22 protein-coding genes are annotated in these 24,352 nt (G+C 64.3%); 9 read left to right on the top strand and 13 right to left on the bottom strand.

What is annotated here, in order from left to right; translation table 11 throughout:
- Positions 1-178 precede the first annotated feature (178 nt).
- Positions 179-604, top strand: coding sequence for a hypothetical protein (locus ACREBX_RS10840; protein ID WP_431561755.1), 426 nt, complete (start codon positions 179-181; stop codon positions 602-604).
- Positions 605-751: 147 nt separating this feature from the next.
- On the opposite strand, the gene katG is transcribed toward ACREBX_RS10840, so the two are convergent.
- On the bottom strand, positions 752-2,953 hold the full coding sequence (gene katG, locus ACREBX_RS10835; RefSeq protein WP_431561754.1) for a catalase/peroxidase HPI: 2,202 nt from the start codon (positions 2,951-2,953) through the stop codon (positions 752-754).
- Positions 2,954-3,329: 376 nt separating this feature from the next.
- On the opposite strand from katG, the gene ACREBX_RS10830 reads away from it, so the two are divergent.
- The gene (locus ACREBX_RS10830) at positions 3,330-3,485 is read left to right on the top strand and encodes a hypothetical protein (RefSeq protein ID WP_431561753.1); all 156 of its coding nucleotides are present in this window, start codon (positions 3,330-3,332) and stop codon (positions 3,483-3,485) included.
- A gap of 82 nt (positions 3,486-3,567) precedes the next feature.
- On the opposite strand, the gene ACREBX_RS10825 is transcribed toward ACREBX_RS10830, so the two are convergent.
- Positions 3,568-6,096 (bottom strand): TonB-dependent receptor, encoded by a 2,529-nt coding sequence (locus ACREBX_RS10825; RefSeq protein ID WP_431561752.1) that lies wholly within the window; start codon positions 6,094-6,096, stop codon positions 3,568-3,570.
- Between the two features lie 91 nt (positions 6,097-6,187).
- Positions 6,188-6,358, bottom strand: coding sequence for a YezD family protein (locus ACREBX_RS10820; protein ID WP_082521326.1), 171 nt, complete (start codon positions 6,356-6,358; stop codon positions 6,188-6,190).
- 204 nt (positions 6,359-6,562) lie between these two features.
- On the opposite strand from ACREBX_RS10820, the gene ACREBX_RS10815 reads away from it, so the two are divergent.
- From ACREBX_RS10815 to ACREBX_RS10795, 5 genes are all read left to right on the top strand, one after another.
- Entirely contained in the window at positions 6,563-7,567 is a 1,005-nt protein-coding gene (locus tag ACREBX_RS10815; protein ID WP_431561751.1) for an NAD(P)H-dependent flavin oxidoreductase, read from the top strand.
- 31 nt (positions 7,568-7,598) lie between these two features.
- Entirely contained in the window at positions 7,599-8,324 is a 726-nt protein-coding gene (locus ACREBX_RS10810) for a hypothetical protein (RefSeq protein ID WP_431561750.1), read from the top strand.
- An 87-nt stretch (positions 8,325-8,411) separates the two neighbouring features.
- The gene (gene ptsP / locus ACREBX_RS10805) at positions 8,412-10,709 is read left to right on the top strand and encodes a phosphoenolpyruvate--protein phosphotransferase (RefSeq protein WP_431561749.1); all 2,298 of its coding nucleotides are present in this window, start codon (positions 8,412-8,414) and stop codon (positions 10,707-10,709) included.
- An 82-nt stretch (positions 10,710-10,791) separates the two neighbouring features.
- Complete coding sequence (locus ACREBX_RS10800) at positions 10,792-11,439, top strand: O-methyltransferase (RefSeq protein ID WP_431561748.1); 648 nt, start codon at positions 10,792-10,794, stop codon at positions 11,437-11,439.
- Positions 11,432-12,274 (top strand): hypothetical protein, encoded by an 843-nt coding sequence (locus ACREBX_RS10795; RefSeq protein ID WP_431561747.1) that lies wholly within the window; start codon positions 11,432-11,434, stop codon positions 12,272-12,274. Before ACREBX_RS10800 ends, ACREBX_RS10795 begins: the two co-directional genes overlap by 8 nt.
- A gap of 24 nt (positions 12,275-12,298) precedes the next feature.
- Here ACREBX_RS10795 and ACREBX_RS10790 read toward each other — a convergent pair whose 3' ends face one another.
- Together ACREBX_RS10790 and ACREBX_RS10785 are read right to left on the bottom strand one after the other, a co-directional pair.
- Positions 12,299-13,972 carry an ArnT family glycosyltransferase gene (locus tag ACREBX_RS10790; RefSeq protein ID WP_431561746.1) on the bottom strand — a complete coding sequence of 558 codons (1,674 nt, stop codon included), beginning with the start codon at positions 13,970-13,972 and terminating at the stop codon, positions 12,299-12,301.
- A complete protein-coding gene (locus tag ACREBX_RS10785; protein WP_431561745.1) occupies positions 13,969-14,967 on the bottom strand; it encodes a glycosyltransferase family 2 protein in 999 nt (332 codons plus the stop codon). The genes ACREBX_RS10790 and ACREBX_RS10785 overlap by 4 nt, the downstream gene beginning before the upstream one ends.
- Before the next feature lie 185 nt (positions 14,968-15,152).
- On the opposite strand from ACREBX_RS10785, the gene ACREBX_RS10780 reads away from it, so the two are divergent.
- On the top strand, positions 15,153-15,569 hold the full coding sequence (locus ACREBX_RS10780) for a GFA family protein (protein WP_431561744.1): 417 nt from the start codon (positions 15,153-15,155) through the stop codon (positions 15,567-15,569).
- Here the strand turns inward: ACREBX_RS10780 and ACREBX_RS10775 are convergent, their stop codons facing one another.
- The 6 genes from ACREBX_RS10775 to ACREBX_RS10750 form a co-directional block, all read right to left on the bottom strand.
- On the bottom strand, positions 15,570-16,937 hold the full coding sequence (locus tag ACREBX_RS10775) for a serine hydrolase domain-containing protein (RefSeq protein WP_431561743.1): 1,368 nt from the start codon (positions 16,935-16,937) through the stop codon (positions 15,570-15,572).
- Positions 16,921-17,274, bottom strand: a complete 354-nt coding sequence (locus tag ACREBX_RS10770; RefSeq protein ID WP_431561742.1) for an MmcQ/YjbR family DNA-binding protein — start codon at positions 17,272-17,274, stop codon at positions 16,921-16,923. The genes ACREBX_RS10775 and ACREBX_RS10770 overlap by 17 nt, the downstream gene beginning before the upstream one ends.
- Positions 17,275-17,288: 14 nt before the next feature.
- Positions 17,289-18,032, bottom strand: coding sequence for a hypothetical protein (locus tag ACREBX_RS10765; RefSeq protein WP_431561741.1), 744 nt, complete (start codon positions 18,030-18,032; stop codon positions 17,289-17,291).
- A 76-nt stretch (positions 18,033-18,108) separates the two neighbouring features.
- The gene (locus ACREBX_RS10760) at positions 18,109-19,428 is read right to left on the bottom strand and encodes a replication-associated recombination protein A (protein ID WP_431561740.1); all 1,320 of its coding nucleotides are present in this window, start codon (positions 19,426-19,428) and stop codon (positions 18,109-18,111) included.
- 7 nt (positions 19,429-19,435) lie between these two features.
- Positions 19,436-20,593 (bottom strand): glycosyltransferase family 4 protein, encoded by a 1,158-nt coding sequence (locus ACREBX_RS10755; RefSeq protein ID WP_431561739.1) that lies wholly within the window; start codon positions 20,591-20,593, stop codon positions 19,436-19,438.
- Positions 20,594-20,637: 44 nt separating this feature from the next.
- A complete protein-coding gene (locus ACREBX_RS10750) occupies positions 20,638-21,699 on the bottom strand; it encodes a hypothetical protein (RefSeq protein ID WP_431561738.1) in 1,062 nt (353 codons plus the stop codon).
- Positions 21,700-21,876: 177 nt separating this feature from the next.
- Between ACREBX_RS10750 and ACREBX_RS10745 the strand changes: the two genes are divergently transcribed.
- Complete coding sequence (locus ACREBX_RS10745) at positions 21,877-22,596, top strand: hypothetical protein (RefSeq protein WP_431561737.1); 720 nt, start codon at positions 21,877-21,879, stop codon at positions 22,594-22,596.
- A gap of 8 nt (positions 22,597-22,604) precedes the next feature.
- On the opposite strand, the gene ACREBX_RS10740 is transcribed toward ACREBX_RS10745, so the two are convergent.
- Together ACREBX_RS10740 and ybeY are read right to left on the bottom strand one after the other, a co-directional pair.
- The gene (locus tag ACREBX_RS10740) at positions 22,605-23,540 is read right to left on the bottom strand and encodes a hemolysin family protein (RefSeq protein WP_431561736.1); all 936 of its coding nucleotides are present in this window, start codon (positions 23,538-23,540) and stop codon (positions 22,605-22,607) included.
- An 18-nt stretch (positions 23,541-23,558) separates the two neighbouring features.
- Entirely contained in the window at positions 23,559-24,065 is a 507-nt protein-coding gene (gene ybeY / locus ACREBX_RS10735; RefSeq protein ID WP_431561735.1) for an rRNA maturation RNase YbeY, read from the bottom strand.
- Between the last annotated feature and the right edge of the window lie 287 nt (positions 24,066-24,352).

The following is a 24,352-nucleotide window of genomic DNA, read 5'->3' as shown; positions in this document are numbered from 1 at the left end:
TGGTGGAGGGGGTTGGCGGCCTGAAGCGACGTTGCGGGCGGGCGCCAGCCCCCTCCGTCAGCGCTTCGCGCTGCCACCTCCCCACAAGTGGGGAGGATCGGTACGTCCGCTTCCCACCCCAAAGCCGACGTTCGAATAGCCCTTTCCTACATTATCCGGCCATGCTCCATGCTGACCGATGGAACACATCGCCCCACCCGCCCCGTTGCTGGCCGACACCACCCTCGCCTTCACCCCCGTCCCGCAGCAGCGCCATCGTGCCGACGGCTGGACACCCGAAACCCAAGCCAATTTCATCCGCGCGCTCTCGGCGATGGGGTCGGTCGGCAGGGCCGCGCGCGCCGTCGGCATGGGCCGGGCCTCCGCCTATCGCCTGCGCGAACGACCAGAGGCCAAAAGCTTCGCGGCGGCTTGGGACAGCGGAATCTCGATGGGACGCACCCACCAGTTCAGCATCGCGATGGACCGCGCACTCAACGGCGTCACCACCGTCCGCGTACTGAAGGGCGGCGCCATCGACGTCAGCGGCGGTCCCGACATGGCGGTCGTCAATGCCGTCCTCCGCGACGACAGCTTCGCTAAAGCGACAAAGGAGACAGAATGAACGCGCCCATGCGTATCTTTTGTCGCTTTAAGCCCAAAAGAAAGACCCGCCCCCAGGCCCATGTCCCCGGGGGCGGGCCCGCGACCCGTCGTCTTGTCGGCCGCCGCTGCCCCCGCGGCATGATGCGGGGACAGCGGCGCCAGAAGATCAGGCGAGGTCGAAACGGTCGGCGTTCATCACCTTGGTCCAGGCTTTGACGAAATCCTTTACGAACTTCTCTTCATGGCCCGTCTCGGCATAGACTTCGGCGACCGCTCGCAGTTCGGCGTTCGAGCCGAAGATCAGGTCGGCACGGGTTGCGCGCCAAGTCTCGCCGCCGCCCTTGCGATCGGTTGCGACATATTCCTGGTCGTCCGAGCCGTCGACGGCCTTCCACACATTGGTCATGTCGAGCAGGTTGACGAAGAAATCGTTGGTCAACTGCCCCGACCGCTTGGTGAAATGGCCGTGTCCGCGCTCGCCGTGATTCGCGCCGAGGACGCGCAGGCCGCCGATCAGCACGATCATTTCGGGCACCGACAGGCCGAGCAGCGATGCGCGGTCGAGCATCATTTCCTCGATCTTCACGGCCAGCTTCTTTTTGCCGATATAATTGCGGAAGGCGTCAGCCTCGGGTTCCATCACCGCAAAGCTGTCGGCGTCGGTCTGTTCCGCGGTCGCGTCGCCGCGGCCGCCGGCGAAGGGCACGGCGACATGGAAGCCCGCATCCTTGATCGCCTTTTCCAGACCGACCACGCCGCCGAGCACGATCGCGTCGGCCATCGACAGGCTGCCGCGCAGTCCGTCGAGTGTGCCGAGCACCTTGGCGAGCATGTCCGGCTCGTTGACCTCCCAGTCCTTCTGGGGCGCCAAGCGGACGCGCGCGCCATTGGCGCCGCCGCGAAAATCGGACTTGCGATAGGTGCTCGCCGACGCCCAGGCGGTCTTGATCAGCTGGCTGACGGTCAGCCCGCTATTGGCGATCTTGTCCTTCACCACCGCGACGTCGGCGTCCGACGGCGTCGAATCTGCGGGGATCGGATCCTGCCAGATCAGGTCCTCGGCGGGCACTTCGGGGCCGAGGTAGCGGATTTTGGGGCCCATGTCGCGATGGGTCAGCTTGAACCAGGCGCGCGCGAAGGCATCCCTGAACGCTTCATGGTCGTCGCGGAATTTCTCGCTGATCTTGCGATAGGCCGGATCGCGCTTCAGCGCCATGTCGGCGGTGGTCATCATCGTAGGGACCTTCAGGTTCGGATCCCAGGCCGCGGGGGCCATATCCTCTTCCTTCTGGTCGATCGGCTGCCACTGGTTGGCGCCAGCGGGCGACTGCACCAGCTCGTAATCATAGTCGAACAACAGGCGGAAGAAATTGTCGGTCCATTTGTCCGGCGTGTTGGTCCACGCCCCTTCGAGGCCGCTGGTGACGGTATGTTCGCCGATGCCACCGCTCTCGTGGCCGCTGACCCAGCCAAAGCCCTGCGCAGCAAGGTCGCCGCCCGAGGGCGCGGCGCCGAGCAGCGACGCGTCGCCATTGCCGTGCGCCTTGCCGAAGGTATGGCCGCCAGCGGTCAGCGCAACGGTTTCCTCGTCGTTCATCGCCATCCGCGCGAAGGTTTCCTTCATGTCGCGCGCCATGCCTTCGTTGTCGTGCGAATTGCCCTGCGGCCCTTCGGGATTGACGTAGATCAGGCCCATCTGGATCGCGGCGAGCGGCCCTTCGATCTCGTGCATACCATGTTCGGGGGCGATGCGCGTCTGCACGCCCTGGTTCACCCATTTGTCCTCCGAACCCCAATAAATGTCGCGTTCGGGCTCGAAGACGTCGGCACGGCCCCCGCCGAAGCCGAACACCGGGCCGCCCATGCTTTCGATCGCGACATTGCCGGCGAGGATGAACAGGTCGGCCCAGCTGATCTTGTTGCCGTATTTCTGCTTGATCGGCCACAACAGGCGGCGCGCCTTGTCGAGATTGCCGTTGTCGGGCCAGCTGTCGAGCGGCGCGAAACGCTGCTGCCCGCTGTTGGCGCCGCCGCGGCCGTCGGCGGTGCGATAGGTGCCCGCGGCGTGCCACGCCATGCGGATGAAGAAGGGTCCATAATGGCCGTAGTCGGCGGGCCACCAGGGCTGGCTGTCGGTCATCAGCGCGGTCAGGTCGTCCTTCAGCGCCTGATAATCAAGCGACTTGAACGCCGCGGCATAATCGAAATCGTCGCCCAGCGGGTTCGACGAGCCATTGGGGTTGAGGATCTCGGTCGCCAGCATCTCGGGCCACCAGTCCTTGTTGGTGCGGCCGAGCAACGCGCGCGCGCCGCCGGGCTGGTGGACCGGGCAGCCGCCCGCCGGATCAATGGGGGTGGGGTCGTTCATGCAGTCTCTCCTTTTATGGTTTGGCCTTTTATGGTTTGGGAATGCTGACGCGGCCGGATGACCGGCGCATGACGAGCGGACGACTTCGGGGTCGCCGGGTGGTTTCGGCGCAGGCAAGCGTCGAGTCGATCACACCATCCTTTCGCTCTCACCAGGGGAGGATAGGCCGCACTTGCCAATCGACCTAAACGAATAAGGTGAATTCAGTGATTGAGTGGTTCGATTACAACGCCGCGGCCGCGAAGATGTTCGCGGGCCTTGTCGCAGAACCGCCACGGCCCGGCGAAAGCGCGACGAGTGGCGGAACATCGGCCCGGCCGGGCGGGTTGATCGAATGCCGCATGATCATGTTTTGCGCGGCAAAAGGAGATGGAAAGTGGCTAACACCCCCAACCAGCCGAATGAAAAGAAACCGCAGGCGGACCGCGACGAAGAACAGCGCCGCCAGCAACAGCAGCAGGGCGGCCAGAACCGCCAGCCCGGCAGCGATAAGCGCCCCGATCAGGATCGCCAGAACCCGCAGCAGCGCTGACGCCGTCAGCCCGCATGAGAAAGGGCCGCCCCCCAAATCTTTTGGGCGGGCGGCCCTTTTCTTTTGTCCGGAAAGCCCGGAATCAGAAGCTGAACTTCACCGTCCCGCCCCATGTCCGGGCATCGCCGACCTGCCCGGCGATCAGGCCGGTGTTGCCGGGGGCGACCTGCAGCAGTTCGATGTAATCCACATCGAAGGCGTTACGGACCCACCCGAAGACGTCGAGCCCTTCGCCGCGGAAACCGACGCGGAAATTCGTCAGGGCATAGCCCCTGATGTCCGTGTACGCCGACGGCGATGCGTTCGAATTCCAGTGCGAGCGATAATTGCCATCGACGCCCAGATAGACCTGCCCGTCCTTCGCCAGCAGCGTGACCGGGGCATTCGCCTCGGCGCCGTAGGAGAAGGCCCATTTGGACACGCCGGGCAAACGCTGCCCCGAAATGTCGCACTGGCGCGGACTAGCGGTATTGGGAACGCCCGCATTGGAATAATCCGGCGCCGCGCCCGGCGGCTGGAGCGTACCCCCCGACAGTTCGGGCGGGCACGGCGCGTTGGTGAACTTCTTGTATTTGGCGTCAATATAGGCGCCGTTGGCATAAGCGGTGAAGCGCTCGCTCGCGACGATCTTGAGGTCCGCCTCGATGCCCTGCGTCCGAACCTTGTCGGCGTTGGCGAGATAGCCGCGCACCGTTCCGAACTGCCCGCCGTTCACGGTCGCCTGGAAATCCTTGATGTCGGTGCGGAACGCCGACAGATTGAACGTCGCCCGGCGGTCGAAGAACTGAGTCTTGAGGCCGATTTCGAAATGGTCGATCGATTCGGGCTTCACCGTGCTCGCATCATAATTGACCGTATTATCGGCGTTGAGCGGCAGGCCGTTCTGGTTGATGCCGAGCGTCTTGAAGCTCTTTGCATAGGTTGCATAGGCCAGGATGTCGGGCGCGATCTTGTAGTTCACGTTGAAGTCGTAGGTGAAGTTCCACGCGCTGTCCGAAGGCGCACTTTCCTGCGGCTGATAAACACCGCACTGCGCCGCCAGAACGGCAGGAAGGCTGGTGCCCGGTGCCGGGGTGCAATTGATGACCTGCCCCCCGCCATTGGTCACGATCCGCTGATAAAAGCCCGATTTCCTGTCGTAGTTGACGCGCCCCCCCGGCTGGATGGTCAGGGCGTCGGTCACCTTCCAGCTCAGCTGGCCGAACAGCGCCGCGCTGGTGCTCTTGAGATATTGCGTGTTGGCGGCAGTCAGACCTTCGAGGACGCTTGGATTGTCCGCCAGAGCGCCGGTCAGGCTCCACTTGCTTGCGTCGGCGCCCTGTTGCTCGGTGCCCTGGGTATCGATCCGCTGCTTGAAGCCGAACAGGCCGACGACGAAATCGACCTTGTCACCTTCGTAATTGTAGCGGAATTCCTGGCTATACTGGTCCTGCTGCGATGGGTTCTGCGACTTCGAGACGATCGAGAGCCCGGTGAAATCGCGGTCGTTCTCGGGCTTCCAGTCCCAGAAGCGCCAGGCGCTGATCGACGTGAAGGTGCCGGGACCGACGTCCCACTTCACGCGCACCGAAGCGCCGCCGATCTTGTTCCCGGCGTTGAGGCTGGCGTCGATGTCGGCGAGGCGATCGTACGGATTGGTGCTCGGCACCGCGTAGTTGCGACCGGGATTGGCGGCGTTTACGGCCGCAACCAGCGCGTCATACTGACGGGTGAGCACGCGCTGCGTCCGGCCGACGCGGACATAGGTCGTGCCATAGCCTTCGGGATCCTGTTTGCTGTAGTCGCCCGCCAGCGTGATGCTGAGATCCTCGTTGGGCTGAAACAGAAGCTGGCCGCGAAGCCCCAGATTGTCCTGCTCGTTGATCCAGCGATCGCTCGTGACATTGAAGAGCGTGCCGCGCCGGCTGGTCGCGGCGATGGCAATGCGGGCCGCGATCTTGTCGGTCAGCGGGCCCGAGATCGCCGCCTTGGCCTGCCGGTAGTTGAGGTTGCCGACGCTTACCTCTGCCCGGCCCTCGAAATCGAAGGTCGGCTGGTTGGTTGTGATGTTGATCGCGCCCGCGGTCGTGTTCTTGCCGTACAGCGTGCCCTGCGGACCGCGCAGAACCTCGACCTGATCGACGTCGAGGAAGTCGAAGGTCGCGGCGGCGACGCGCGAATTATAGACGTCGTCGACATAAATGCCGACGCCCTGCTCGAACCCGTCGCTGGTGAGGCCGAACGGCACGCCGAGGCCGCGGATGTTGACCGAGGTGTTGCGCGGGTTCGAGGTGTAAACCTGCAGCGTCGGCGCAAGCTGCTGCAGCTTCACGACGTTGAAGTTGCCGGTGGCTTCGATCGAATCGCCGCGGATCACCGAGATCGCGACGGGAATTTCCTGTGCGGTTTCCTGGCGGCGGCGGGCGGTGACGATGATGATGTCGCCTCGGCTGGCCTGGTCGGCGGTATCGGCGCCATCGGCGCCATCGGCGGTGGTCGCGGCGGCGGCATCGACTTCAGCGTCGATGGTTTCAGCGGCGGCGGCGGGCGTCGCGGCGCACGCGAGCAGGAGCGACAAGGTAAGCGAGGAAGCCCGCACGCGGCGGCGGACCGAAGGATATTTCGCAGTCATGGGTCATTTCCTGTTGCAATAGAAATCACCACATCCGGCGGTCCGGTCTGCGGCAGGAGGGGACGCATGTCCCCTTTGGGAGCTCAAAAATTCAGTTGGGGTAGCGGTGCCGCTCGGTCACATCGACCTGCACAAGACGCCCCTCATGCACGGTCAGCTGGATTGCACCGAACTTCAGCTTGTCGAGTGCTTCGAGCACGGTCTGAATGGCGCGCGGCACCTCTTCGGAGCCGCCTTTGGCGACTTCGTTGATAGCGCTCATGATAATTCCTTTCCCTCGTGGATTCGCCCGGCAAGCATATGCCAAGTGATTTAGTAGACAATGTTTGATTTGCTTTCTGCGCCGAAAGGTTGGGTTGTCGCGCCAAACGGACCGCGCCGAACGGATTCAGGCGTGCGACGGGCGGACGGACGCAACGAAGCTAGGGATTGCGCGCGAGTCCCAGTGCTGGCAAAGGCTGGCTCAATGAGCAAAATTAACGATCTGATGGCCCGCGGAACCGAGCTTCTCGGCAGCGACTATGCCATCCTCTGCGGTGCGATGAGCTGGGTTTCCGAACGCCATCTGGTCAGCGCGATCAGCAATGCCGGCGGGTTCGGCGTGATTGCGTGCGGCGCGATGACGCCCGAGCTTCTCGATACAGAAATCGCGGCGACAAAGGCGCTGGCAAAGCGCAATTTCGGCGTCAATCTGATCACCATGCACCCGCAGCTCTTCGAACTGATCGACGTGTGCGCGAAGCACAAGGTCGGCCATGTCGTGCTCGCGGGCGGCCTGCCGCCCAAGGGCAGCCTCGACGCGATCAAGGCGTCGGGCGCGAAGGTTATCTGCTTTGCGCCGACGCTGGCATTGGCGAAAAAGCTTGTCCGCTCGGGCGTCGATGCGTTGGTGATCGAGGGAATGGAGGCCGGCGGCCATATCGGCCCGGTGTCGACGAGCGTACTGGCGCAGGAAATCCTGCCCACATTGGCTGATGAAGTTCCGGTCTTTGTCGCGGGCGGGATCGGCCGCGGCGAGGCGATCGCCGCCTATCTGGAAATGGGCGCCTCGGGCGTCCAGCTCGGCACGCGTTTCGTTTGCGCGACCGAGAGCATCGCACATCCCAATTTCAAGAAGGCGTTCATGCGCGCCTCGGCGCGCGAAGCCATCGCGAGCGTCCAGATCGACCCCCGCCTGCCGGTCATCCCCGTCCGTGCGCTCAAGAATGCGGGGACCGAAGCCTTCACCGCCAAGCAGCGCGAGGTCGCGAGCAAGCTCGACAGCGGCCAGGTCGACATGATGGAAGCCCAGCTTGAAATCGAGCATTATTGGGCGGGTGCGCTGCGCCGCGCGGTGATCGACGGCGACGTCGAAAATGGGTCGTTAATGGCAGGGCAATCTGTCGGTATGGTATCCGAAGAAGAGAGCGCGGCAGCAATCGTCGTATCTCTGGTGCAACAGGCCGAAGCGGCGTTGCACGCTCGGGGTTGATCCCGCATAATATGCGGATGGGGAGTGGGTCATGAAACTGTCGCGTAAGATTATCGTTGCCGGCCTGCTGGCGAGCGTCGCCGCCTGTGCGCCCAAACCCCCGCCGCCTCCCCCGCCGCCGCCGCCGCCGCCCGTCGCGGTCGTCATCCCGCCGCGGCCGCTGCCGCCGGGCAACGCTGCCGTGACGCAGATCCTGCCCGGCCGCGCGATCGACGGACGCTTCGTCACCGCGAACAGCGGCGTGACCGGCGACCGTGCCTTCTGGCAGCTGAAGATCGGCCTCAACGTCGCGGCGATCGGCTGCCGCGGGCTCGAGGAAACGACACTCATTTCGGCGTACAACAACATCATCAAGATGCACGGGAAAGTGATCAGGTCGACCGAGAAGAGCGTCATCACCCAGCTCGGCAAGGACAATAAGAACAACGGCATCGCACCGCGCGATCGGCTTTCGACGCAGCTGTTCAACTATTTCGCACAGCCGCCGGCGCAGCGCGGTTTCTGCGCCCGCGCCAACGAGATCGCGCAGGTCGTGTCGTCGACCCCGACCGCGCAGCTTGTCGAACAGGCACCCGTACATCTCGCGCGGCTCGACGAGCCGTTCAACGAATTTTATCAGGCTTATGCCCAGTATCAGGTCGATGCCGTCGCATGGGATACGAAATATGCGCCGAGGCCGGCGATCATGAGCACCCCGGCGCCGGCCTCCGCGGTCGGCCCGACCGCTTCCGTGACGGTTCCGTCGGGTAACAACTGACCCGGGATCCCAACCGCATAGGAATAGATTCGACAATCGGGCGCGGGGTATTGGCGCGCACCGCATCCTTCTGTTAGCAGGATTGCGATGACCAACGCCCCGCCACCGCCCTCGTCGGCCGCCCAGTCGGCGCGCACCATCCTGACCCGGCTGCACGAGGTCATGGCGTCGCGTGCCAATGCGCAGGGCAAGCTCAACCAGGTCGTGGGCATCATCGGCGAATGCCTCGATAGCGAGGTCTGCTCGATCTATCTGCTGCGCGAAGGCGCGCTTGAACTCTATGCGACCCGCGGGCTGAAGCAGGAGGCCGTCCACGTCACGCGCCTCGGCCTCGGCGAAGGGCTGGTCGGCATGATCGCCGACCAGATCGAGACGCTGAACCTCGACGAAGCCGCCGCGCACCCCGACTTTTCCTATCGCCCCGAAACGGGCGAAGAATTGTTCCACAGCTTCGCCGGCGTGCCGATCATCCGCCGCGAGCGCGCGGTCGGCGTGCTTTGCGTCCAGCACAGCGATCCGCGCCGTTATGACGATATCGAAATCGAAACGCTGCAGACGGTCGCGATGGTGCTGTCCGAGCTGATCGCCAACGCCGACCTCGTCGACACCGCCGCGCGCACCGATGCCGCCGCGGCGGACCAGTCGGCGCAGCGGCTCAATGGCCAGAAACTCGTCGACGGCATGGGCGCCGGGGTCGCGGTGTTCCACCAGCCGCGCATCACCATCGAGCACACCGTCGCCGACGACACCGAGGCCGAGCGCCACCGCGTCTATGCCGCGTTCGACAAGATGCGCGAACAGATCGACCGCATGGCGAGCAGCGCCGACTTCGGCGTCGGCGGCGAACATGTGGAGGTCATCGAGACATACAAGATGTTCGCCTATGACGAGGGATGGTCGCGGCGGATCAACGAGGCGATCGACAGTGGCCTGACTGCCGAAGCGGCGATCGAGCGCGTCCAGCAGCGCACCCGCATGCGCATGCGCCAGATCGACGACCCATTGCTGCGCGACCGCATGCACGATCTGGAAGATCTGTCGAACCGGCTGATCCGCATCGTGTCGGGCCAGATGGGGACCGCGGCGCAAATGGGTTTGCGGCAGGATTCGATCCTGATCGCGCGCAACCTCGGCCCCGCCGAGCTTCTCGAATATGACCGCCGCCGCCTGAAGGGTGTGGTGTTGGAAGAAGGGTCGCTCACGGCCCACGTCATCATCGTCGCGCGCGCGATGGGGGTGCCAGTGATCGGGCGCGTCAGCGACGTGCGCGCATCGATCCGCGAAGGCGATTTGCTGCTGCTCGATTCGGCGGCGGGATCGGTGCATGTCCGGCCGACACAGGCGGTGCAGGATGCATTCGACGCCAAGCTGGAGATTTCGCAAAAGCGCCGCGCCAACCTTGCGTCGCTGCGCGACCTGCCCGCGGTGACCAAGGATGGCGTGCCGATCGAACTGATGATCAACGCCGGCCTGCGCGAGGATATTGCCGCGCTCGACCTGACCGGCGCACGCGGCATCGGGCTGTTCCGTACCGAATTCCAGTTCCTTGTGTCGGCGACTTTGCCATCGCGCGACCGCCAGCAGCGGTTGTATCGCGACGTGCTCGACGCGGCGGGCGACCGGCCGGTGATCTTCCGCACCGTCGACATCGGCGGCGACAAGGCGCTGCCTTATATGAATGTAGAGGGCAGCGCGCAGGAAGAAAATCCGGCGATGGGCTGGCGCGCCTTGCGCCTTGCGCTCGAACGCGAAGGACTGCTGAAGGTCCAGGCGCGCGCGCTGATGGAGGCGGCAGCCGGGCGGACGCTCAACGTCATGTTCCCGATGGTGTCCGAACCCTGGGAATATGAAGCCGCGCGCAATTTGTTCGTCGGCCAGCGGGCATGGCTCGCGAGCCACAACAAGAAATTGCCGGTCGCGATCCGCTACGGCGCGATGCTCGAGGTTCCGGGCCTTCTCGAAACGCTCGACCTGATGCTGCCGCACCTCGACTTCCTGTCGGTCGGAACCAACGACCTGACGCAGTTCCTGTTCGCCGCCGACCGCGCACACCCGCGGCTCGCCGAACGCTATGACTGGTTGTCGCCGACGGTCATGCGCTACCTTGCGCGTGTCGTCCGCACAGTGTCGGGGTCGAAGGTGGCACTGGGGGTTTGCGGCGAGATGGGGGGCCGGCCGCTGGAAGCGATGGCCTTGCTGGGCGTCGGCATCGAACGCCTCTCGATCACACCGGCCGGCGTCGGCCCGGTCAAGGCGATGATCCGTTCGCTCGACCTCGGCGCGCTGCGCGCCGACATGCCCGCGATCCTGGCCCAGCCGTCATCCAATCCGCGCGGCCAGTATCAAGCGTGGGCGCAGCAACATCAGGTCGATCTGGGCGATTAAGCCGATTTTCGCCCGAAATTAACCTTTCAACAGGGATGTTTTGGTTAATACACTCTTGCACCCACTCGGGAGGCTGGAGAAGATGATGCAGTTGGTCAAACGATCCTACGCCGGGGTGATGCACACAATCGCGAACCTTGGTCCGATGGAAAAGCTTGCCGAGGATGCGCGGCACAGTGACGAATATGGCTGGCTCCGCTGGTCGGCATCGCTTTTGGCGATCCACAACATCGAACGGATGATCGCGCTCGGCCTTCCCTGGTGGAACGTCGCCGCAACGCGCGAAGTCGCCGAGTTTCTCCGGGCGCGGCCCAAGGCGCGCGTGTTCGAATATGGCGCAGGCGCCAGCACCATCTGGCTCGCGCGCCATGCCGCCAGCATCGTGTCCGTCGAGCATCATGCCGAATGGCACCAACGCCTGACCAAAGAGGTTGCCCGTTTCCCGAATATTGAATTGCGCCATCGCGAACTGGAAGGCGACGCCTATATCGGCGCGATCGATGCGGCGGACGGTCCGTTCGACCTGATCGTCGTCGACGGGCGCCGCCGTACCGAATGCCTCGCGCGCGCGATCCCGCATCTGGCGCCCGGCGGCATCATCCTGCTCGATGACAGCGGCCGCAGCCGGTATCGCGGCGCGATCGAAAACTGCGGACTCAAGGAACGCCGCTATTTCGGCCGTTCCTATTGCGTCCCCTACCCCGATTTCACCAGCATTCTTTATGGCTGACACCGTCCTGGCCCGGCGCCGGTCGTCGTTCGAACGGATCGGGCGATGGGCCGGCGGCGTGGCGTTGGTGGGCAGCATCGCTTTCATTGGTGAGCGGCTGTGGCGCCTCGACTGGTCGACGCTCCAGCCGCATGCCTCGTGGGGCCTCGCCGGCGCCATGGTGGGCGCGCCCCTGCTGTTTGCGGTCGCCGATCGCGCGCTGGCACGCGCATGGACCGCGGTCGTCGATCCCGAACATACCCAGCCGCCCCGCAACATGGCGCGCATTTATGCGCGCGGCGTGCTGATGAAATATCTGCCCGGGTCGATATTCCAATATGTCAGCCGTCAGGTCGAGGGCGCGAAGACCGGGATCGAGCACAAGCTGCTCGCCAAGTCGGTCATCGTCGAAGTCGGGCTGCATCTGGTGAGCAGCATGTCGGTTGCCGCCGCTTGCCTGACCTTCGAACGCGCGCCCGTCGTTGCCATCGTGGCGGCGGCCATCGTCGTCGGTGCATCGCTCGCTGCGCGGCGGCCGTTGCTGACCGCGCTGGCCTTTCAAATTCTCGCTTTCGGCGCCTTCGCCCTTGCAGCGGCGCTGATCGGTGCTGCGGTCCTGCCCGCGGGGGCAAGCCTCGCCCATTTCGCCGCGCTGTTCCTGCTTGCCTGGCTCGCGGGTTTCGTCGTGCCGGTCGCACCGGGCGGGATCGGCATTCGGGAAGCGGCGCTCCTTGCTCTGGCCGGCGCCGGTTTGCCGGCAGCCGGGCTGATGGCGGCAACGCTGGCGCTCCGCGCGTCGTCGATCGCCGGCGATCTGGGATATGGCCTCATCACACTGGGACGCCGCCGCAACTGATCGGCAGATTGCGGCGTCGCCCCCTTAGAAGGGCATAAACAGCGAGCCGCCCGCATCGGGCTGCACCGGAACCTTGATATCCTTGCCCCAGATCAGGCGCGCGCCCTTGTCACCGGCCGTCGAGGCGCGATAGACGCCGCGATCGAGATGGACGAACTGGCCGGGTGCAACCCTACGGTCGCCGATCGTGACGCTCGCACCGCGCACGGTGTAAAAACCGGGCACGCGAACCTTGAACGCATAGCCGCTCGCACGGGCCGGAATATCTTCGCCCGCAATCCAGAACGGCCCCCACAGATGGACGAAGGTATCGCGGATCGCGGCAAGATCACCGGGAAGGAAGGCGGGAACGGGGCCTTTGCCGTTCAGCGCGTCCTCGAACATATAATCGTCGTTCACCATCAAAGGCACCGGCTTGGACGCCATGGTTTCTTCCAGGCTGGGGAAGCCGCCGAGGAGATACTGGTCGATCCCCCATGGCGTCATGAACACATTGGCTTTGGGAAAGCTGCCGAGCATCGCGCAGCTGTCGAAATAGGCCACGCCGCCCGGGAACATGGTATCGGCAACGCGCAAGATCTGCCGCTGGCGTTCGATCATGTTCGGCGGTTCCTTGTATAGAATCAACCCACCGCTCGCCAACAAGAGCGCTGTCATCGCCATCGTCATCGCGCGATAACGCGCGAGAAGTGCCAGCACCACGCTACACGCCACTGTGACGGGCGGCAGCATATATACGTAAAAATAGGGCGCCGTGTTGTGATAGAAAAACAAGCTCAGGATCGGCAGGTAGAATCCGGTCAGAGCCAGTTTTTCCGCTCTCGGTCTGGTGCAGGCCAACAGAATGATGGGAAATATCAGGATGACCAGCGCAAGGATCATCGAAAGCTGCGTCGACTTCACAAGATATTTCCAATAGCTCACATGGCCGAAGTGGAACATCTTTCCGCCTGCGCGCGCGACGACCCGCATCGCTTCGACCTCGCTATCGCCGGCCAGATTGCTCGCGTGTCCAATGTAGATCAACGCAAAGGAGCCAAGAGCCGCGCCGGCGACCGCGGCGAGTTGAAAGAACAGGCGCCGCTTGTTTTCCGCTTCTGACCAAAGAAGGCAGGCGATGCCCAGAAAGACCGGCGCATAGAGTATCGTCTTGATCGTCAGCATCGCCGATATGCCCGCCAGGACGCCCGCCAGGATGATCGGCCCGGCGGTCAGGCGAAACCTGAGCAGGATCAACGCCGACGACATCAGCAACGCTGCGGCCGGTGCGTCGAAGCGGAACGAGGTGCCGTGCTGGAGCACATATCCGGCGGTCAGGTAGATGAGCGCGCAGAAGGCCGCGGGCGCGCGCGCGACGAAACGCGACGCCGCCCCGAAAATCGCCGCCGCAACGACGATGACGCACAGGAACATGAACATCCGGATCGCGACGATATGGTCGACGCCGACGCCCGGCAGGTCGACGACCCAGATGAAGGCGCGCGCGTAGAGTGTCTGCAACGGCTCGGTCAGCGTCCCTTGCGCGAGCTTCTGAACCTGACTGTAATGATAATATTCGTCCCAGTTGATCGCGCGCGTCAGCGCAAGATACAAATGCCCCGCCAGCGCGAGAACAATCCCGGCGAGCGGCCAGAATATGGAGCTGGCACCCGGAATTCGCGATTTTCCGGCAGGCACATCGGCCGCGGAAGATGTCACGCCGCGCCTTTCCGGCGGGTCCTGGCAACGGGCTCTTGCGCTTCGGCAGCGAGGGGCAGCCGCTCCTCGATCTGCCGCAGGCGAACAAGGCTCGTCTCGATCAACTTGCGGTTCGCGGCGATCAGGTCGGCGAGCACGCCCATCACCGCCACCATGACGCCGAGGACGAGCAAAGCGCCGCCGATCACCAGCGACTGGACATGGCCGTCGCCGGCACCCTGAAGATAGAAGATCAGAAAGCGGATGATCGGAACGATGCCGACAAAGGCGATCGCAAGACCAAGCCCCACAAAGGCACGCAACGGATTATAAGTCGTATACGCGCGCGCCATCGTGATCCCGGTGTTGACGATAAAGCGCGGGATCGATTTGAACAGGCGCGACGGGCGCAGCGTCGCGTTGGTGCGGATCGGCACACTCAGGATCGACAGCCGCTTGCGGCCCGCCTGGATCAGCATGTCGGTCGTATAGCTGAACTCGGTCGTAATATTGATGCGCTGTGCCGCGTCGCGGCTGATCGCGCGAAAGCCGCTGACCGCGTCGGAGACATGTACATTGGCGAGGCGCTGGACGATCGCGCTGCCCAATTCCTGCAGCCGGCGCTTGACCGGGCCGAAATGCTCATTATCGCCGACGCCGCGATCGCCAACGACAATGTCCGCGCGCCCGTCGAGGATCGGCGCGACAATCCGGGCGATGTCTTCGCCGACATATTGGCCGTCGGCGTCGGTGTTGACGATGATGTCGGCGCCCGCGGCGAGCGCCGCATCGATGCCCGAGCGGAACGCGGCGGCAAGGCCGCGATTGGTGCGATGGCGCACGACATGATGCACGCCCCACATGCGGGCGACCTGCGCGGTATTGTCGGTGCTGCCGTCGTCGATGACCAATATCTCGATGGCGTCGACGCCGTCGATCTTGCGCGGCAGTGCGGCGAGGGTCGCGGGAAGGTCTTCGGCCTCGTTCAGGCAGGGAATCTGGATGACAAGCTTCATCGTACCGTCCTACGGCGCGATGCCCGTTGTCCCATTCCGCTCTGATCCATGGAAGTTCCCCAAATCCGTGTTTCAGCGGCCTAGAATCTTGTGGTTAATATCCCGATAACACTCGCCTGCACCGCCATTGTCACGGCGCGCATGTTTATGTTATGTTCTCTATTCGATTCCTCGAGGAGAGAGTGATGAGCGAACAAGCCCCCCGTGCCAGCGGCCAATGCCATTGCGGCGCGATCCGCTATTCGATGACCACCGCGGTCCAGCATCATGCGCTGTGCCATTGCAGCGACTGCCGGCGCCATTCGGGCGCACCGCTCGTCGGCTGGGCGCTCGTCGGAAATGATGAAATCGAGATTACGGGCACGGCGAAGATCTACGCCTCGTCCGAACATGGCCGCCGCCATTTCTGCGCCGATTGCGGCACCGGACTCTTCTATTCCAACGACGCGATCTTTCCAGGCCAGATCGACGTGCAGACCGCAACGCTCGACGATCCCGACGCGATCCCGGCGCAGGCGCAGATCCAGACCGCCGAGCGCATTGGCTGGATGGAAAAGCTGAACGACCTGCCCGCGTTCGAGCGTTACCCGCCCTTCGAATGATCAGCGGTCGGCGGCGACAACTGCCTTGACGAGCTCGGCGGTATCGAGCCGGTTCTTGTCGTCGTCATACCCCTGCCGCACGATCACCAGCGCGCGCGACGGGATGACGACGACATATTGGCCGCGGTTGCCAAAGGCACCGAAGGCGTCGGCGGGGATGCCGTCCGACTTGTTGAGCAGCCAGAAGCCCGCACCATAGCCGAACGCCCCATCGGGCTGCGGCCCGCTGGGCGTCGTCACGAAGCGGCGCCAGTCGGCGGGAAGCATGCGCTCGCCCTGCCACATCCCGTCGTTCTGATAGAGGAGGCCCAGCCGCGCGAGATCGCGCGCGGTGGTCCACACCTGGCTCGACAATATATAATCGCCGTCCTTGTCATGTTCGACAAAGGTGCGCGTCATACCGAGCCGGTCGAAGAAGGCGGCGGGGTCGAGCGGCGTTCCGGCCTGTTGCAGCGCGGCCTTCAGCGACAATGTCGCGAGCAGCGTATCGTTGTTGGCGTAGCGGTAGCGGGTGTTCGGCGGGTTGAGCAGCGGCCATTGCGTGGTCCACTGGCGCACCGACGCGCCGCCCATATAGATAGCATCGCTGCGGTTGCCCGCGGTGTCACTGGTCAGGCCGCTCGCCATGCGCATCAGCTGCTCGGTGGTGATTACCGCGCGCGGATCACCCGGTGATTGCCACTCGGCGATCCGCGCGGGCTTCGTCACGTCGATCGAGCCTTGCTGCACCGCATGGCCGATCAAGCTCGCGGCCATCGACTTGGCGACCGAGAAGGTTCGCTGCGCGGTGTGAACATCGTGCCCGCCCCAATAATGTTCGAGCACGATCCGGCCGTTCTTGACGATCAGCAGCGAGCTGGAGCGACCGCCGAAGCTCGTAACATTTGTCGCCACCCGGTCAAATGGGGTCAGCCCCCTGGGGATCGGCGCGCGCGCGTCCTTGTCGCCGATCGGCCAACGCTGCGCGTCGAGATCGGGACGGCGATCCACCCGAGACGCCGTCGTCGGCTGCGCGCCGATCGGCAGGGTGACGCAGCCTTCGCGCCCGCTCCATTCCGCGATCCGCGGCGGCATGTCGTCGCGGTAGCGCACGCTCACCCTCTTCGCCCCGGGGTCGACATCGGCTTTCAATGCACGGACATCGGCCTCGATCTCGGGATAGATGCCCGTGAGCTCGTCGCGTTCGATCGCCTCGACCGGCTTGCCCGCGCCGTTCCACAAGGATGAACAGACAAAGGCCGCACGATAGCCCGCCGCCCATGCGCGGTTCAGTTCGGCATTGGGCTTCGGCGCCTGCGCCGCTGCGGGCACGGCACCGGCAAGGAGCGCGGCGCCGAGGATGCGCAGCAAGTCAGGGGCGATCGCCAAAGGACTGACGCTGCGCCTTTTTAGCCCGATCCCACCAGGCCCGGCGAAGGACGTTGGCGACGCGATCGGGATCGTCCGACCCGAAGCGGACGAGCAGCGCGTGCCAGCCTTCATAATGCGGGGTTTGCCAGAAGGTGTCGGGATCGGTTTCAAGCAGGATTTCCTTTTCGTCGGGCTTGCACATCACGGCGAAACTGCCGGGCTCGCGACCCGGCGAGGCGAGCGCCTTGCCGTTGAGCTTGGGACAGGGGATGCCGTAAAAGGAAAGCATCTCGACATCGGGAAGCGCGCACGCGAACGCGACCACATCGTCCCAGCTGTCGAATGTCAGCGCCATAATGCCGGTGTAACTCAGTCTTCCAATGTCCCGGCGGTGACCTCTATGTCGCGCCCCAACGGCTGCATGGGCTGGAAGCGAAGGCGCGTCAACACCAGCCGGTCGCCCTGAATGTCGAGATCGTAGAAGGCGTTGCCGCCGCGCGGGCAACACTCGCCGTCGCCTTCGCGCGCAACCGGGGCGGAGGCAAACATCTCGTCAAAGACGAATTGCGCCGGACCGCGCAGCCAATAGCCCGTCGGCAGCAGCTTGCCGCCCTGCTCGGCCCAGTCGGACAGGTCGACGCGGCGCCATTTCGGTGCGGCGGGTTCGCTGACGAACAACGCATCGGCATTTCCACCGCCGCTGCCGGCAAGCGTGCCGCCGACATGGATCAGCCGGCGCTTGTCGTTGTCGACGACGAGATCGGGCGTCCCGATCGACCCCGAGCTTTCGGCAAAACCCGCGAGCGTCGCCTTCCCCGCCTTGTCTTGCGAAAGCAGCACCAGCATGCGCGCCTGCGACCCTTCGCGCGGCGAAAGGAGCATTTTCTGCCAGAGCAAAGTGCCATGATCGTCGCCGTTGATCCGCCCGCTCGCTTCGACGCTGCATTTGCCCCCGAAGTCATAGAGGCATCGCTGCGCGATATTGGTGACGCGCGCACGCGTCAGCGCAACCTTCGCCGTCACCTCTGCGGCGGTGCATTTGGTTTCGATAGTGCCGCCTGGACAGGACAGGATCGGTGTCGCTGCAGCGGCAAGGACAAGCGCCAATGCCATGATGACTACCCCAGTTTCAGCGCGACCCGATTTGCGCCAAAGCTATACCCATGCGCGGTGGGGGGCAAGGGTGACGTCATTCCTTCACGCGCCGTCTTTCATCCCACCAGGCTAGCCGTTCCGCGATACGCTTTTCAAAGCCGCGATCGACGGGTCGATAAAAGTCGACGGGCGCCATACCGTCGGGCCAGTAATTGTCGCCCGAAAAGCCGTCGGGCGCGTCATGGTCGTAACTATAGCCCTCGCCATAACCCAAATCTTTCATCAGCTTGGTCGGGGCGTTGAGGATATTGGCGGGGGGTGCGAGGCTACCGGTTTCACGCGCCGCCGCCCATGCCGCTTTCTGTGCCGCATAGGCCGCGTTCGACTTGGGCGCGGTTGCGCAATAGAGGCAAGCCTGCACGATCGCGAGTTCGCCCTCGGGCGATCCGAGGAACTGATAGGCGTCCTTGGCGGCGAGACATTGCACCAGCGCCTGCGGATCGGCGAGCCCGATATCCTCGCTCGCGAAGCGGACGATTCGGCGCAGCACGTAAAGCGGCTCCTCGCCCGCGACGAGCATGCGAGCGAGCCAATAGAGCGACGCCTGTGGGTCCGATCCGCGCAGCGCCTTATGCAGCGCCGAGATCAGATTATAATGGCCGTCGCGGTCCTTGTCATAGACGGGCATGCGGCGATGCAGGAACTGCGCGAGTTCGGCGGGATCGAGCGGGGCATCGATTGCGGTCGCGAACAAGGTTTCGACCTGGTTCAGCAGGAAACGCCCGTCGCCGTCGGCACTCGAGATCAGCGCCGCCCTGGCGTCGTCGGTGACAGGCAGTGCCCGCCCGACCTCTGCCTCGGCGCGTTCGACCAGCGTTGCCAACGCTTCCTCGCCCAATCGGTTCAGCACCAGCACCTGCGCCCGCGACAGCAGCGCTGCATTCAGCGCGAAGCTGGGATTCTCGGTCGTCGCCCCGACAAGCACGACCGTTCCGCGTTCGACATAGGGCAGGAAGCCATCCTGCTGTGCCCGATTGAAACGGTGGATTTCGTCGACGAAGAGCAAGGTGCGTTTGCCCGCCGCCGCCATCTTCTCGGCATCGGCGAACGCCTGCCGCAGGTCGGCGACGCCCGAGAAGACCGCCGACAGCGGCGCGAAACGCATTCCCACCGCCTCGGCGAGCAGCCGCGCGACCGTCGTCTTGCCGGTGCCCGGCGGTCCCCAGAGGATGATCGACGACAATTGGCCCGCCGCAACCATCCGGCCGATCGCGCCCTCGGACCCCGTCAGATGCTCCTGCCCGACGACATCGGCCAGCGTGCGCGGCCGCAGCCGTTCGGCGAGCGGGACCGGTCCGGTGGCGACGCCCGCCCGCTGCGCCGGAGCATCCTCGCCGAACAGGTCCCCGGCCATCGCAGGCTCAGCGCCCGCGCCGCATTTTTTGGCGGATCAGGCGGACATAGGTGTCGGCAACCGCCTGATTGATCGCGTCCCATTGATAGGAACCGCTTTCCTGCACCGCCGCCGCGCCATGCGCGCAGCGTAGCTGCGGATCGCGGCAATAGCGTTCGAGATGGTCGGCAAAGCCGGTGATCGAACCGGGGGTGACCAGATAGCCGGTGTGGCCATGCTTGACGATGCTGGCGCTGCCGGTTGCGCGCGCCGCGACGACGGGCAGGCCGCAGGCCATCGCTTCGAGCGTCACATTGCCAAAGGTTTCGGTCACCGACGGGTTGAAGAAAATGTCGCACGACGCAAGCGCGTGGGCAAGGTCGGCGCCGCCCTGAAAGCCAACGAAATTGGCGGTCGGCAAGCGCGATTCGAACCATTCGCCCGCCGGCCCCTCACCGATCACGACGACCTTGTGCGGCACGCCGTGCCGCACAAGCAGGTCGATGGCATCGGCAAACACGTCGAGCCCCTTTTCCATCACCAACCGGCCGAGAAAGGCGATGGCGGGGACGTCGTCGGCGATGTCCAGCGACCGGCGCCACGCGATGTCGCGGCGGCCCGGATTGAAAACCCCCTGCTCGACGCCGCGGGTCCAGATGCCGATGTCATAGTTCATCCGCTGTTCGCGCAGGACCTGCGCAAAGCTTTCGGAGGGCGCGATCAGCGCATCGCACTTGCGGTAAAGCTTGCGCAGCCAGGCGACCAACACGGGTTCGAGGAACGACAGATTATAATAGCGGACATAGGTTTCGAAGCGCGTGTGCACCGAACAGGCGACCGGGAGCCGCCGGCGCCGCGCCCACGCCGCCGCCTGCCGCGCCACGCGATCGGGGCTGGAGATATGGACGATATTGGGTGCGAAATTGACGATGTCCTCGCGGACCCGCGACGAGAAGGACACCGGGACGCGATATTCGCTGCGCCCCGGAATCGCGATCGACGGCACGCTGACCAGATCGCCCGTCGGCTCGAAAGCGGGTTGGGCGACGGTCGGCGAATAGACGCGAACCGCGGCGCCGTGGGCCAGAAGATAGCCGACCAGACGGTTCAGCGCCTTGTTCGCCCCGTCGGTAGTCATATTATAGTTGCCGCTGAACAGGGCGATGCGAAGGTCGGAGACGTCCATCGCGCCTGCGCTAATCCCCTCGCGGCGCAAACGCAACGCCGCCGTCAGGCCATGATACTATATGGTTCGCCCGGCTTCGCGCGGCACATGCGTTTCGACACGCGTGTTTCCTCGCCCTCGACAATGGCGATGTCGGTGATCGACAGGCATTTGCTGCCGTTAGGTTCGGTGTTGAGTGCGGTGATCGTCGACGATCCTGCGACGCCTTCGCGCGTCGGGCTCGTCCATTTGGCGGTTGCGCCGACTTCTTCCTTTTTCGTGACCGCAACGGTCGCCTCGGCAGCGACTTTCTGTTCCTTTTCGTCGAGCTGGCACGCGATTTCGGCAACGAGCACCGCGCCGACCAGCCCCGACACGAGCGTACCGACGCCCTTGAGCCCCGCGGCGCTGCCCGCAACGCCGCCGATGAGACCGCCCAGCGCGCCGCCACGCTTGCGGGCACGCTTGCATTTGGGATCGGGGGTGTCGTTGCTGGCGCGCTTCGCCTCGTCGCCCTTCTTCTTGGGCGGCTTCTCTGTGGCTTCGGGCGTGGCCACTTTGACGCCCGAGGAAGGAACCGGATAGCCGTTGCAGCCGGTGTTGAAGCAGAAGCGGTCGGCCAGATAGGCGCGGTCGGTCTGATACTGCGCCTCAAACCCGCGATAGGCGGCGAGGTTCGCTCCTTCGGGATCGGAGGCTGCATGTTCGGCCATGACCATTTTATAGAAACGATCCTGGGTCGCCGGGGAATAGCGCATATTTCCGCCCACCTTGGCTGTATAAAGCGCCGACAAGGCGTTTTGATAGACGATCATCGCCTCGCGATACGGCAGCATTTTTTTTGAATAATATGTATCGATCGCTACCGTGCAGCGGTTGATGGCAGCGGCCTTATCGAACGGCGCGTCGATCTTCTTGTAATCCTCACGGCATTTGGGATAGCTGCGGGTGTCGAGCACGGGCTGCTCGGGAAGATCGGGTAGGGCCGGTTCGGCGACCGACGGCGGGACAAATGCCTTATCGCCTTCGCTCGGGGCGCTTTGCCAGGCTGCGGCCACAGCGCTGCTCGACAGCAACACCAAAAAGATGGCGCCGATCCCCGACCGATATCGCAGCTTTGCCCGCATGGCTGACTCCCATCCCTTGTCTCCAAGGTTAAGCCCGAATGGCCGGCCTCACAAGCGGCGTCAATGCGGCGGATCACACCGCCAGACGCGGGCGGCGTGATATTGTTTTGGCTGCGTCGATGACCTAGCATGATCGCATCTGCGGTCGGGGGTCCGCACATTGCTGGGGATGATCGTATGAATCGTTGGATCAAATCGGTCGCTGTGCTTGTCGCGACGCTCGCATGTACCGCCGCGACCCCGCCCGGCATGGACCCCGACAACCCCACCTGCCCCGCCACGCCCAATTGGTCGGACTACAGGACGATGGTGCTGACCCCGTTCCAGCGCAGCGGCGAAACCGTGCTGCTGGCCGAGGGCCGCGTCGACAGCAAGCTTCCGGCGCGGCTCGAAAAGGTTCTGACCGACAATCCGTCGATCAGCGAAATCTGGATCCGGTCGCCGGGCGGCGATGCCCGAGCCGGCAATGCGGCGGGATTGCTGATCCGCAAGTTCAGCAAGGAACGCCAGATGGTGACACGTATTCCGTCGGGATGGACCTGTTTCAGCGCCTGCAATTTCGTCTTCATGGGCGGCCGCGCACGCACGATCGACCCGGGCGGTTATTTCATGGTCCATATGTTCACCATGACCGGCGATAAGAACGCCATTCAGTCGAGCGTCGCGCTGGGCGCCGAGTCCACCACCGAGTTGATCGGCGACGTCGAGCGCGAGGCGGCGCTGATGGCGACCGAGGACAACGACCTGCTGATCCGCCTCGACGTCTCGCGCGACCTGCTATCCGACATCATGTACCGGCAAAAAACGGTAGCGACCGCAAGCGACCGGTCGACGCGACGATGCCTGACGAGGAAAGAGGCGTTGAAATATAATGTGGTGAACATCGACCCGGATTAGCGGAAAACCTAGTCCCCGGTTTCCGATGGAGCCTCAAGGTTGACCACCACCGGCGGGTGGAGGCGCAGGCGGTGGACACGGCGCTCGTCGGCCTCGGTCACCTCGATGCGCCAGCCGCTCGGGTGGAGCAGAATCTCGCCGACCTGGGGGACATGGCCCGCGAGCACGGCGGCGAGGCCGCCCAGCGTGTCGACGTCTTCCTCGATGTCGGCGAGCCGCGGGTCGATCGCTTCGCCGACATCGTCGAGTTCGGCGCGCGCGTCGGCATCCCAGCAGCCGCCCTCCCCGGGAGCGAACAGCGCGGTCGGCTCGTCGTCATGCTCGTCCTCGATCTCGCCGACGATTTCCTCGACCAGATCCTCGATCGTCAACAGTCCCTCGGTGCCCGAATATTCGTCGATGACGATCGCCAGGTGGGTGCGCTTGGCGCGCATTTCGGCGAGCAGGTCGAGCACGCCCATCGATTGCGGGACGTAAAGCGGCTGGCGGATGAGGTCGAGCAACGGCGGCGGCGTGCGCCCTTCGGCGAGCACGGCGAACACATCCTTGACGTGGATCATGCCGACGACCTCGTCGAGATTCTCGCGATAGACGGGCAGGCGGCTGTGCCCCGCTTCGGCGAATGAAGCGACGATCTCGGCAAAGCTCGCGCTTTCGGGGATCGCGATAATGTCGGCGCGCGGCACGGCGACATCATCGACGGTCTGCTCGCCAAAATGGAGAAGGTTGCGCAGCATCTTGCGCTCGATCGGCGACAGGTCGCCGACGACGCTGCTGCCGCGCCGTTCCTGACCTTCTTCCTCGGCCTCGTCGATGACGTCTTCGATCTGCTCGCGCAACGACGGCTCGTTGTTGCCGCCAAATAGCAATGTCCGGATTCCGGCCCAGAGGCCGGACCTACTGTCCTCTTCCGATCGGGTCGAAGATCCCTGGTCGTCGGGCATGTGCGTTGTGTTTCCCTGTTAGTCCAAGTCCACATATGGATTGGCGATGCCCAGCGATGCAAGCGCTTTCACCTCGAGCGCCTCCATCGCCGCCGCGCTGGCATCATCCATATGGTCATAACCGACAAGATGCAGCATGCCGTGGACGATCAGATGCGTCGCATGATCGACGATCGAAATCGCCTTCTCCTCCGCCTCGCGCGCGCAGGTTTCGCGCGCGAGCACGATGTCGCCGAGCAGGATTTCGCCGTCGTCGCTGTTGGCGAGACCCTCGAGCAGGTCATCCTGCACCTGCGGAAAGGAGAGGACGTTGGTCGGTTTGTCCTTGCCGCGGAAATCGCGGTTGAGCGTGTGAACCTCGGCATCGTCGGTGAGCCGGACCGCGACCTCCACAAGCGGCGCCGCGTCGGCAAGCGCGGCATAGGGCGTCAGCGCGAGCGCCGCAGCAACCGCCTCCCCTGCCCGCGCCTCCCAGTCGAGCGCGTCGGGCCATGGCGTCGCGGCGTGGGTCTCGACGCTCAGCATGGCGTGTCTCGCGAAAGCAGATCGGCAGAAAACTGCATAACTTCACTCTGGAATCGCATTCCGTGCCACCCCTTGCCCCGTTCGTCACCCCGGACTTGATCCGGGGTCCGCCAGCGACCGTTGCTCTGAATGAATCCCGGATCAAGTCCGGGCTGACGAAGAAAGGCGATCACGGCCGTTTCCGAAACGGCGGAAAACTGCGTAACTTTACACTGAAATCGCGTTTTTGTCCGTCGCGTGGAGTATTCGCGGCGAAGAAGAGATTGGGGCGTGTCATCGCCGTCACG

It is taken from the genome of Sphingopyxis sp., from assembly GCF_050725655.1.
Classification (GTDB): domain Bacteria; phylum Pseudomonadota; class Alphaproteobacteria; order Sphingomonadales; family Sphingomonadaceae; genus Sphingopyxis.
This window is presented reverse-complemented; position numbering and strand designations above follow the sequence as displayed.